Source organism: Pseudomonas kermanshahensis, from assembly GCF_014269205.2.
Taxonomy (GTDB): domain Bacteria; phylum Pseudomonadota; class Gammaproteobacteria; order Pseudomonadales; family Pseudomonadaceae; genus Aquipseudomonas; species Aquipseudomonas kermanshahensis.
In genome coordinates, this window is sequence record NZ_JABWRY020000001.1 from 3558611 (window position 1) to 3570174 (window position 11564).

General features: G+C 65.3%; 9 protein-coding genes. All 9 read left to right on the plus strand.

Annotated elements, in window-relative coordinates; translation table 11 throughout:
• The first annotated feature begins 36 nt into the window (after positions 1 to 36).
• The 9 genes from HU764_RS16130 (at position 37) to HU764_RS16170 (ending at position 11415) form a co-directional block, all read left to right on the plus strand.
• Positions 37 to 1188, plus strand: coding sequence for an LLM class flavin-dependent oxidoreductase (locus HU764_RS16130; protein WP_186703321.1), 1152 nt, complete (start codon positions 37 to 39; stop codon positions 1186 to 1188).
• A gap of 18 nt (positions 1189 to 1206) precedes the next feature.
• Positions 1207 to 2271 carry an ABC transporter substrate-binding protein gene (locus HU764_RS16135; protein WP_186678656.1) on the plus strand — a complete coding sequence of 355 codons (1065 nt, stop codon included), beginning with the start codon at positions 1207 to 1209 and terminating at the stop codon, positions 2269 to 2271.
• Positions 2268 to 3326, plus strand: a complete 1059-nt coding sequence (locus HU764_RS16140) for an ABC transporter substrate-binding protein (protein ID WP_027593764.1) — start codon at positions 2268 to 2270, stop codon at positions 3324 to 3326. Before HU764_RS16135 ends, HU764_RS16140 begins: the two co-directional genes overlap by 4 nt.
• Positions 3327 to 3629: 303 nt before the next feature.
• Positions 3630 to 5873 (plus strand): TonB-dependent receptor, encoded by a 2244-nt coding sequence (locus HU764_RS16145; protein WP_186678658.1) that lies wholly within the window; start codon positions 3630 to 3632, stop codon positions 5871 to 5873.
• A gap of 64 nt (positions 5874 to 5937) precedes the next feature.
• Positions 5938 to 8385, plus strand: coding sequence for a TonB-dependent receptor plug domain-containing protein (locus HU764_RS16150; protein WP_186703322.1), 2448 nt, complete (start codon positions 5938 to 5940; stop codon positions 8383 to 8385).
• Between the two features lie 360 nt (positions 8386 to 8745).
• The gene (locus HU764_RS16155) at positions 8746 to 9498 is read left to right on the plus strand and encodes an ABC transporter permease (protein WP_186703323.1); all 753 of its coding nucleotides are present in this window, start codon (positions 8746 to 8748) and stop codon (positions 9496 to 9498) included.
• Between the two features lie 10 nt (positions 9499 to 9508).
• Entirely contained in the window at positions 9509 to 10264 is a 756-nt protein-coding gene (locus tag HU764_RS16160; protein ID WP_186703324.1) for an ABC transporter permease, read from the plus strand.
• Positions 10265 to 10275: 11 nt separating this feature from the next.
• The gene (locus HU764_RS16165) at positions 10276 to 11061 is read left to right on the plus strand and encodes an ABC transporter ATP-binding protein (RefSeq protein WP_186678665.1); all 786 of its coding nucleotides are present in this window, start codon (positions 10276 to 10278) and stop codon (positions 11059 to 11061) included.
• A 57-nt stretch (positions 11062 to 11118) separates the two neighbouring features.
• Positions 11119 to 11415 (plus strand): chorismate mutase, encoded by a 297-nt coding sequence (locus HU764_RS16170; protein WP_186678668.1) that lies wholly within the window; start codon positions 11119 to 11121, stop codon positions 11413 to 11415.
• The last annotated feature ends 149 nt before the right edge of the window (positions 11416 to 11564 follow it).

Below are 11564 nucleotides of genomic sequence, written 5' to 3' on the forward strand. Positions count from 1 at the left end.
CTCCCCATCCGCACAACCTCCCCTTCAGGAGCCCCCATGACCACCGAATTTTTCTGGCGCCTGCCCTTGGGCACCGATGGCCCGCAGTTGTCCACCGACCGCCACAACCGTGGCAACCCGCAGCACCGCCCCGGCAACATCGCCCCCGGTCGCCTGCCCAACGGCGAAAGCGACGGCTTTACCTACATCGACTACATCGCCCAGGTGGCCAAGGCCGCCGAGCTGGCAGGTTTCGAGGGTGCCTTGCTGCCCACCGGCCCCGAGCCGTGGATCGCTGCTGCAGCGCTGGCCCGCGAAACCCGCCGCATACGCTTTCTGATCGCGTTCCAGGCCACCTGGACCTTGCCCGCCTATGCGGCACAGCAGGCTGCGATCCTGCAAAACCTCAGCGGTGGCAGGCTGGACTGGAACATCATCACCGGCGGCAACCCGGCCAGCCAGCGGGCCAACGGCGACTTCCTCGAACATGACCTGCGCTACAAGCGCACCGGTGAGTTCCTCGACGTGATCCAGGGCCTATGGGCACAGGACAAATTTTCCTACGACGGCGACATCTATCGCCTGGAAAACGGCAGCCTGCCACCCGGCCTGCAGCACGAGCGCAAACCGGGCGTGTACTTCTCCGGGTTTTCCGATGCAGCGCTGGACGTGGCGGCGCGCCACGCCGATGTGTACCTCAACTGGGCCGAGCCGATCGACACGCTCAAACCGCACATCGAGCGGGTCAGGGAACTGGCCGACAAACAAGGGCGCACCGTGCGCTTCGGCCTGCGCGTCGACCTGTTCGCCCGTGAGACCGAGGAACAGGCGTGGCGGGAATTGCGCCAGCAGTTCGAGCGCCTGGAAGGCAAGGCCAGCGCCTCGGCCAAGGGCTTCGTGACCGGCTCCGACTCGGTCGGCGGCGCTCGCCAGGCGGCCTATCACCAAGGCTTGCAAGGCTTCGACGAACTGATCCTGGCGCGCAACCTGTGGGCCGGCTTCGCCAAGGCCAAGCCCGGCCCGACCGTGGGCCTGGTGGGCAGCCACCAGAACATCGCCGAGCGCCTGGCCGAATACCGTGATGCGGGTTTCAGCACGTTCATTCTGGCCAGCAACCCGCACCTGGAAGAAGCCTTGCGCATCGGCCAGGAAGTGCTGCCCCTGGTGCAACAGGCTGCCGCCACCACCCCCTTCAAGGCCAGCGCCTGAACCCGACGGAGCCGGAACATGAGCACACCCCTCGATACCCTTTGGTACACCCGCTGTCCAGTCCCCACCGGCCTGGGCATCGCCGTGCAGCAAGGCTGGCTGCAGGATGACCTGGCCAGCCTTGGCACCCAGGTACAATCCCTGCGCGAAGCCGACCAGCAGGCCGTGCGCGAATCGCACTTCGACCACAGCCTGCTCAACTCGGTCCGCCACGGTGGCAGCATCCCGGCCATCTGGGCCCGCGCGCAAGGCCGCGAAACCCGTGTGATCGGCCTGTCGTGGGCCGATGAAGCGCAGTTGATCCTGACCCGCCCGGACAGCGGCATCCACACGGTCAAGGACCTCAAGGGCCGGCGCTTCGGCCTGCCCGACTGGGCCTCGGCGCAGATCGACTTCACCCGCGCACAAGCCCTGCGCGGGCTGGAAAACGCCCTGAAACTCGAAGGCCTGCAAGTGGGCGACGTCGCGCTGGTCAACTACCGCTACGACGGCACCTTCAGCGACCGCCCAGTGCGCAATGTGGCGGGTACACCGGTGTCCAGCACGCAAAGCGAAGGCCGCAACCTGGAGTTGGCCGGGCTGTTGCGCGGCGAGGTCGATGCGATCTTTCTCAAGGGCGCGAGCGCCGTGCAACTGGCCCATGCCTTTGCCCTGCACACGGTCATAGACACCGGCAGCCACCCCGACCCGTTGATCCGCAGCAACAACGGCACGCCGCGCACCCTCGCCGTGGACAGCCACCTGTTGGCGCAACACCCGCAGGTGGTGCGCACCCTGCTCTCGTCCGTACTGCGCGCCGAACGCTGGGCCCATCAACACCCGGACGAAACCCGCCGCTACCTGGCCCGTGAAACCAACAGCAGCGAATACTGGGTCACGGTCGCGTACGGCGCCGATGCCCACCTGCGCCTAAGCACCCGCCTGGATGACCAGGCTATCGACGCCCTGCAGGATTTTGTCGAATTTCTCAAACGCTGGCGCTTCATCCCCAACCGGTTCGAGGTACGTGACTGGATCGCCCGCCAACCCCTGGACCACTTGCTGGCCCCCACTCCCCTGGACAGGAAGCCCGTTACCCCATGACCAAGCCATTGGAAACGCTCTGGTACACCCACAGCCCTGTGCCCACCGGGCTCGGCATCGCCGTGCAATCCGGGCGCCTGGCCGAGGCCTTTGCGCCGTTCGGCACCAACATCCAGTCATTGCGCGAATCCAGCGAACGGGAAGTGCGCGAAGCCCACTACGACCACCACCTGCAGAACTCAGTACGCCACGGCGGCAACATCCCAGCAATCTGGGCCTACGCCAGTGGTGTCGAGACCCGCGTGCTGGGGTTGTCGTGGAGCGATGAAGTGCAACTGATCCTGACCACCGAAGAAAGCGGTGTGCGCAGTATCCGCGACCTGAAAAACCGCCGCTTCGGCTTGCCCAAGTGGGCCAACGTGCAGATCGATTTCACCCGCGCCCAGGCCCTGCGCGGGCTGGAAAACGCGCTGAAGCTCGAAGGCTTGAGCGTGGCGGATGTCGAACTGGTCGACTACCCCTACGGCGGTACCTACAGCGACGACGCCAAGCAGCACCTGTATGGCGCCGAAGTGAGCCTGGACACCAGCCGTTTCAGCCGCCGCAACAACGAACTGATCGGCCTGCTGCGCGGCGACATCGACGCGATCTTCCTCAAGGGCGCCCATGCGGTGCACCTGGCCCACGAGTTTGGCCTGCGTGTAGTCGTCGATACCGGCAGCCACCCCGACCCGCTGATCCGCAGCAACAACGGCACACCGCGCACCTTGACCGTGGACCGGCATTTGCTGGAAGAGCACTTCGATGCCAGCCGTACACTGGTCGACACGGTGTTGCGCACCGAGCAGTGGGCGTGGGCCAACCCGGAAGAGACCCGGCGCTTCCTTGCCCGTGAGCTGAACACCAGCGAGTACTGGGTGGCCGCGGCTTATGGCGACGATGCCCACCGGCGCTTGCGCACGACCCTGGACAGCCGCTCGATCGATGCGCTGCAGGACTTTACCGAGTTCCTGTTCAGGTGGGGGTTCATACCGCGCCGGTTCGATGTGCGGGAGTGGATCGACTTCAGCGTGCTGGAGCGTGTGATCGGCTCGACTTCGCGGTTGGCTGTGTGACCCTGGGGGCGCTATGCGCCCCATTCGCGGGACCAGCCCGCTCCCACAGGTGCGGCGCTAGCCTTGGAGGCTACACAGTTCGGGTGGGAGCCGGCTTGCCGGCGATAGGGCCGCAACGCGGCCCCAACACGCTCAACCAAACGCTGCTGCCCCAGCAGCACCCGCCAAGCACCCCACTGCTGCCCTACCGGCAACAGCCCCCTAAAAAACCAATTAAATTCATATAATTCAAAAACTTACAAACATGGCACAGTCCCTGCTCTAGCTCTCCCCAACAACGCTTTACATACGGGGAGATTCACCATGCACCAGCTCCACCCACTGGCCCGCCAGATCAGCCTCGCGCTGCTGCTGGCCGGCACCGGCGGCCAGGCCGTCGCCGCCAACGAAGACGCCAAGACCGAGCCCGCCCTGGAAACCGTCACCGTCACGGCCCAGCACCGCGAGCAGACCCTGCAGGAAGTCCCGGTCGCCGTGTCGGCGATCAAGGGCACCAGCATCACTGCCGACGGCGTGCGCTCGATGGGCGACATCACCACCTTCGTGCCCAACGCCTCGGCCAAGAACCCCGACGGCGATGGCCGGCCGCGGTGGTACATCCGTGGCCTGGGCACCGGTGACACCGGCGCCGCGACGGTCTACCCAGTGGGCATCTACGCCGACGACGTCTACCTCAATGCACCGATCGCCGGCGGCGGCCCGCTGTTCGACCTCGAACGCATCGAGATCCTGCGCGGGCCGCAGGGCACCCTGTATGGCAAGAACACCACGGCGGGCGCGGTCAACGTGATCTCGAAGAAGCCGACCTTCGACACCGACGGCTACGGCACAGTCGGCGTCGGCAGCAAGAACGAACGGATCCTCACCGGTGCCATCGGCGGCGCGCTGGTGGACGAAAAACTGGCCGGCCGGGTGTCGCTGTACTCCGAAGAACGCGATGGCTTCCAGCACAACGACTTCGACGGCAACACCTATGGCGACGTCAACAAGAAAGCCATCCGCCTGCAGTTCCTCGCCCAGCTCAACCCCGACCTGGACGCCTTGCTGAAGCTGCACAGCCGCCAGTTCAAGGGCGATGGCAGCAACGGCTCGCTGCCGGTGGGCCGCTACTACAACGTCGGTTACGAGCGCCCCAATGGCCGCGACATTTCGCTCAACGTCAACGAGGACTACCGCCTCGACCACGACGGCGCGTCGCTGACCTTCAACTGGTACCTGGGCGACTACACCCTGACCTCGATCAGCGCCTACGACTACATCCGCAACCGCTCGACCAGCGACGCCGACTACACCCCATACGAGGTCAACGGCGCGTCGATCACCGACAACAGCTACCGCCAGTGGTCGCAGGAGCTGCGCCTGGCATCGCCGGAAGACCGCCCGCTGCACTGGCTGGCAGGCGCGCACTACTTCCATGAGGACCTCGACAGCGCGGCCCAGCGCATCGTCACCCCGGGCCCGACACCCAACGGCACCGGTTCGAACCAGGTCGGCACCACCGCGTTCCGCGACCTGGGCTATGACCACCGCACCGACAGCTACGCGCTGTTTGGCAACCTCACCTACGACTTCACCGATGACTTCAGCGTGACGGGTGGCCTGCGCTGGACCCAGGAGAAAAAAGACATCGACCTGGACCTGACCCAGTTGACCCGCACCACCGCCAACGGCCCGCTGATCCCGCTGGCAGGCGTGGGCACCAACGGCAATCGCCAGGAAGACAAGACTTGGGAAGCCTGGACTTACGACCTGACCCCCGAGTACCGCATCAACGACAACCTGCGGGTGTTCTTCCGCTATGCCCATGGCTTCCGCTCTGGTGGCTTCAACACAGGGCTATCGACCAGCCTTGCACAGCTGACCACGGTGGACCCGGAAGAGCTGGATGCCTACGAGTTGGGCCTGAAATCCGAGTGGTTCGACCGCCGCCTGACGGTTAACGCCAACGTCTTCTACTACGACTACAAGGACATTCAGGTGAACCTGCTGACGGTCAACAACGGCGTGCTCACCACCGCCTTGACCAACGGCGCCAAGGGCAAGGTAAAAGGGGCGGAGCTGGAGATCGAAGGCCAGCCGACCGACCGCCTGCACGTGCGTGCGGCGGTGTCCTTCCTCGACACCGAATACACCGACTTCAAGAACACCAACCCCACCACTGGCGCGGTGACCGGCGACTACAGCGGCAACAGCTTCGTGCGCTCGCCACGCAACGTGGTGTCGCTGGGTGCCGACTACACCTTTCCGTTGCAGGTCGGCGGCAAGCTGGTAGCCGGCGGCGACGTGAGTTTCCGCGACAAGGAATACTTCCTTGCCGACCGCCAGAGCAGCGCTGACGAAACCCTCAGCCAGCCCCACTACACCCTGGCCAACGCCCGCCTGACCTGGTTCAGCCCCGACGACAAGCTGAGCGTGACCGGCTTCGTCAACAACCTCACCGACCGCCGCTACCAGGTGCATGGCCGGCCTAACGGGACTGCCGGGCAGTACGTGATCACCTATGGCGACCCACGCACGGTCGGGCTGAGTGTCACCAGCCGCTTCTGATTTTTCTGCCTTTGGGGCTGCTGTGCAGCCCCAAGGCACCCACGCCTTCTAAAAGGACATCCCCATGCCCCACCACACCCCCTTGGCCAGCGCCATCGCCCTGGCCATCGGCAGCCTTGCCGTGCCCGCATTCGCCGCCGAACCCGCCACCAACCTCGACACCGTGGTCGTGGTCGGCACCCACCGCAGCGACGTCACCGCCCTGCAAAGCGCTGCGCCCGTCGACGTCCTGAGTGGCGAAAAACTGCAGGAAACCGGCGCCAGCGACCTGTCCGCCGCGCTCACGGCCTTGTCACCGTCGTTCAGCTTCCCGCAATCGCCACAAGGCGCCTTTGCCGGCTCCATCGCCCAGGGCGCCTCGCTGCGCGGCCTGGCTTCCGACCAGGTGCTGGTGCTGGTCAACGGCAAACGCCGCCACACCAGCGCCAACGTTACCCGCCAAGGCCTGGTCAACGCCCGCGGCGCGGCGGCAGTGGACCTCAGCTTGATCCCGCTGTCGGCCATCGAGCGGGTAGAGATCCTGCGCGATGGCGCCGCCGCCCAATACGGTTCGGACGCCATCGCCGGGGTGATCAACATCGTCCTCAAGGAACGCGACGACGGCGGCAACGCCGGCTACCGCTTCGGCGGCTACAAGAAAGGCGATGGCCTGCAACGCAAGCTCAGTGGCTGGAAAGGCTTTACCCTGCCCAACGACGGCTTCCTTACCCTGGCCTTCGACGCTGGCAGCCAGGACCCAGCCAGCGACACGCGCGACGACAACCGCCTGTTCTATCCCGGCTCGACCAGCATCGACACCCCGCGTGAGCAGAACAACCGCTACCGCAACTGGCGCTGGGGCTCGGGCAACGTCTCGGACCAGTACAACTTCACCGCCAACGCCGAGATGGGCCTGAGCGAGGGCCTTAGCGCTTATGGCTTCGCCACCTACGCGCACAAGAACACCGACGCCGAGAACTTTTTCGACCCGCCCACCACCCTGCGTAACAACTACGGCAGCGTGGCGCTGGCGCGCTACCCCGACGGCCGCTTGCCAATAACCCGCTATGGCCTGGAAGACTTCGCCGTCACCAGTGGCCTGCGCCTGGAGAATGAAGCACTGGGCAATTTCGACCTGGCGCTGAACTACGGCAACAACCGCGTCGACTCCACCGACCGCGACGCCATCAACCCCAGCTGGGGCACCGCCAGCCCCTCGACCATCTACACCGGCCGGCGCGAAGCCGACCAGACCAACCTGACCCTGGACTGGACACGCGACTTCGCCAACGACTGGCTGTTCAAGCCACTGACCGTTTCAGCAGGGCTGGCCTGGCGCCAGGAGAACTTCGACCTGACCGAGGGTGACGCCGCCGGCTGGTCCAACGGGCCGCTGTTCAACACCGTCGACCCGGTTTCTGGCCGGCGTATTCCCGGTTATTACTCGGGCATCACCCAGGTCGATGCCGTCTCGCTCGACCGCCGGGTGATCGGCGCCTACTTGGATGTCGAAGCCCAGTTCACCGAGAAATTCCAGGCCGGCGTGGCGGTACGTAGCGAGCACTACTCGGACTTTGGCGACACCACCAACGGCAAACTGTCGCTGCGCTATGACTTCACACCCGAAATCGCCGCCCGGGCCAGCGCCAGCACCGGCTACCGCGCGCCTTCACTGGTGCAGAGCGGGTTGTCCTCGTTCAGCGTGCAGGTGGTGGAGCAACCGCCGGGCAGTGGCAACTGGGTCGAGGTGCAACAGCGCACCCTGCGAGCCGACAGCCCGGAAGCGGCGCTGTTGGGTGGCAAGTCGCTCAAGCCCGAAGAGTCGACCAACTTCTCCGTGGGCCTGGTCTGGCGCCCGCTGCCCAACGCTTCGGTGACGCTGGATGCCTACCGCATCGACATCGACAACCGCATCACCTTGTCCGACCAGTTGCCGTCGTCAGTGGTCACGCCGATTTTTGCCGGCACGCCCTACGCCAATATCCAGAGTGCGGCGTTCTACACCAACATCGCCGACACCCGCACGGATGGCTTCGAGCTGGCCGGCCACTACCAGCTAGAGCTGGGCGGTTGGGGCCGGCTGGACTTCAACGGCGGCTATGCGCGCAACAACACCCGTATCACCGGGCTGGACGACGTGGGCAGCATCCCCGGCAACCAGATCATCGGCCGCAACACCCAAGGCCTGATCGAGGACGGTACGCCCAAGGACAAACTGACCCTGAGCGCCAACTGGCTGTATGACGGCTGGAGCGTCACCGTGGCCCAACGCCGTTATGGCGAATGGCAGAGCCGCAACGCCGCCAACCCGGCGCTGGACCAGACGTTTGCGGCGCAGTGGGTGACCGACCTGGATGTGTCGTACCGCTTCGACCTGGGACTGACCTTGTCGGCGGGCGCGATCAACCTGTTCGACAGCCACCCAGACAAGCTCGAAGGCGCGCAGCTGTATGGGGTGCCGAAGTATTCCATCACCAGCCCCGAGGGAGCGCAGGGGGCGTTCTACTACACCAGCGTCAGTTACGATTTCTGATCAGCGACCGCGCTGGCATCTTCGCGGGCAAGCCCGCTCCCACCCGAACCGTGTAGCCTCCAAAGCTAGCGCCGCACCTGTGGGAGCTGGCTTGCCAGCGATGAGGCCAGAACAAGCACCACAAGACAGTTGCTCTCACAGGGTCAGCAACTCGCTTGCGATCTTTGTACTCTGCGTACTTGTGGGAGCGGGCTTGCCCGCGAAGAAGCCAGAACGTAGTGCTGACGACCTGCTGCTGGAGCAGCAGCCCTGTGCTGCTCCAGCATCACCTCCTTTTCATCCCCCGTATTTCCGGGCCTTCAGCGCCTGGCACAGCTCTTGCGATAGCCCTTTGTATCGTCTGCTCCCCCAAGGCCCGCCATGCGCTTGCTCTCGCCCCTCTCCTGGTTGATCTCACCTGCAGCCCTGCTCGCACTCTGGGCCGTGCTGGCCAACGCTGGGCTGTTCCCTGTCAACCTGCTGGTGCCACCGCTGGAGGTCTGGCACAGCTTCACCGAACTGCTGGCCACCGGCGAGCTGCAGGAGCACCTATCCGGCAGCCTTTCGCGTCTGGCCCTGGGCTTTGTCGGCGGCGCGCTCGGCGGCCTGGCATTCGGCACGGCACTGGCCTTGTCATACACCGTGGAGGCCTACTGCGCACCGCTGTTTCACACGCTTCGCCAAGTGCCCAGCATCGCCTTGATCCCGATGTTCGTGCTGCTGTTTGGCGTCGATGAAACCTTCAAGATCGTCATCGTCGCCAAGACCGCGTTCTTCCCCGTGGCCTTGGCCACCTGTGAAGGGGTACGCGCGATCCCGCGCAGTCACTTCGAGGTCGCAGCGGTGTACCGCCTGCGCTGGACCACGTTGGTCGGCCGTATTGCCCTGCCCGCTGCCGTGCCCGCGATCGTCACCGGCCTGCGCGTGGCGTTGACCCGCGCCTGGGTGGTACTGGTGGCCTGCGAGCTGCTGGCCGCCGACAGCGGGCTGGGGCAGATGATCGAAATGGGCCGGCAGATGCTGCGTATCGATGTCGTGATGGTCGGGGTGGTGATCACCGGTGTGATCGGCTTCACCCTGGATTTTGCCCTGCGCCGCGTGGAGCGGCGCTTGTCTGGCTGGCAAAGCCGCTGAGGAGGCAGTAATGAAGCTACACAACACCCGAGGCCTGGTGCTGCCATTGCTGCTGCTCGGCGCCTGGGAATACGCCTCGCGCCAGGACGCCGCCGGCGCCTACGCCTTCGTGCCACTGGCGCAGGTGGGGTTGGCATGGGTCGAACTGCTGGGCAGCGGCGAGCTGCTGATCAACCTGTGGGCAAGCCTGGTGCGCACCTGCACCGGCCTGGCGGTGGGCATTGTCGGTGGCATCGGGCTGGGCGCGCTGATGGCCCTGTCCGCCCCTGCCAACCGCCTGATCGCGCCGCTGTTCCATGCCCTGCGCCAGGTGCCGATGCTGGGCTGGATCCCGTTGATCGCCCTGTGGCTGGGCAACGGCGAAAGCGCCAAGCTGCTGATCGTCAGCCTTGCGGCTTTGTACCCCATGGTGATCAACACCTTCGAAAGCCTGCGCCAGGTCGAGGGCCAGCACCGTGAAGCCGCCCGCGTGCTGATGCTCAGCCGCGCCCAGCAGCTGCGCCTGATCCTGCTGCCTGCCGCCTTGCCGGGCATCGCCGCTGGCGTGCTGCAGGCACTGGCATTCGCCTGGGTGACCTCGGTCGGCAGCGAGCTTTTCCTGTCTTCCGGTGCCGGCCTCGGCAGCCTGATGATGACCGCCGAAGCCGGCGCGCGCATGGAGATCATCGTGGTCTGCGTGCTGTGCATCGGCCTGTGCGGGTACCTGATGTCCTGGCTCTGCACCCTCCTCTCCCGCCGCCTGCTGCGCTGGCGCCCGACCCGTTGAAAGGCCCGACCATGAACGCCATCGCCCATGCTCTACCCACCACCGCCACCCACGGCGCACTGACCCTTCGTGGCCTGAGCAAAACCTACGCCCTCAAGGGCAAGCCGATGCAAGTGCTCAAGGACATCGAGCTGAACATCCAACCTGGCGAATTCGTCAGCATTGTCGGCGCCAGCGGCTGTGGCAAGTCCACGCTGCTGCGGCTGATCGTCGGCCTCGACCAGGACTATCACGGGCAGATCCTGCTCGACCAGCAACCCGTACGCGGGCCGGGCCTGGAACGCGGCATCGTGTTCCAGGACCACCGCCTGTTCCCATGGATGACCTTGCAGCAGAACATCGCCCTGGCCCTGAAAAACCACACCATGCCAGCCACGCACAAGGCCCGCCTGGTGGCTGAGCATATCGAGCTGGTGGGCCTGAGCGGTTACGAACACGCCTACCCGCACCAGCTCTCCGGGGGCATGGCCCAACGCGCGGCCATTGCCCGGGCGCTGGTGAACAAACCCAAGGTGCTGCTGCTCGACGAGCCGCTCGGCGCCCTCGATGCCCTGACCCGGGTGAGGCTGCAGCAAGAGCTGCAGCGCATCTGGGTGCAGGAGCGGTGCACCGTGATCATGGTCACCCATGACATCGAGGAGGCGCTGTACCTGGGTGACCGGGTGATCGTGATGGATGCCCACCCTGGCAGAATCCGAGAGGACCTGCACATCGACCTGCCGCACCCGCGTGAGCGCGACAGTGCGGTGCTGCACGCGTACAAGCAGCGGTTGCTGGGTGAGCTGGTGGGGCATTGAGCTGCGCCTGTGCTAATGTCGGTCGACTTGCTTGCCCATCAACATGGAGCCCCCTACATGGACGTACGTTGCACATCGATCGAGGACGTTCGCTCGCGCATCGACCACATCGACCAGAACCTGGTCGCGCTGCTCGCCCAACGCGGCCAACTGGTCGCCCAGGCAGCCACCTTCAAGAAGACCAGCGACGATGTGCGCGCACCGGCGCGGGTCGAGCAGGTGATTGCCAAGGTGCGTGCAATTGCCAGCGATACCGGGGCGTCGCCCGACGTGGTGGAACGGGTGTACCGGGCGATGATTGCGGCCTTTATCGATGAAGAGCTGAAACTGCATGCCGCATTGAGCCGTGAGTGAACCGCGGTCGCTTCCATACCCCTTCGTCATGCGCGAACCCGGTAGGAGCAGCCTTGTGCTGCGAAGAGGCCGGTGACAGCAGCAAAAATACGCTGTGCTGTTACCGGCCTCTTCGCAGCACAAGGCTGCTCCTACACGGGAACGCGTCA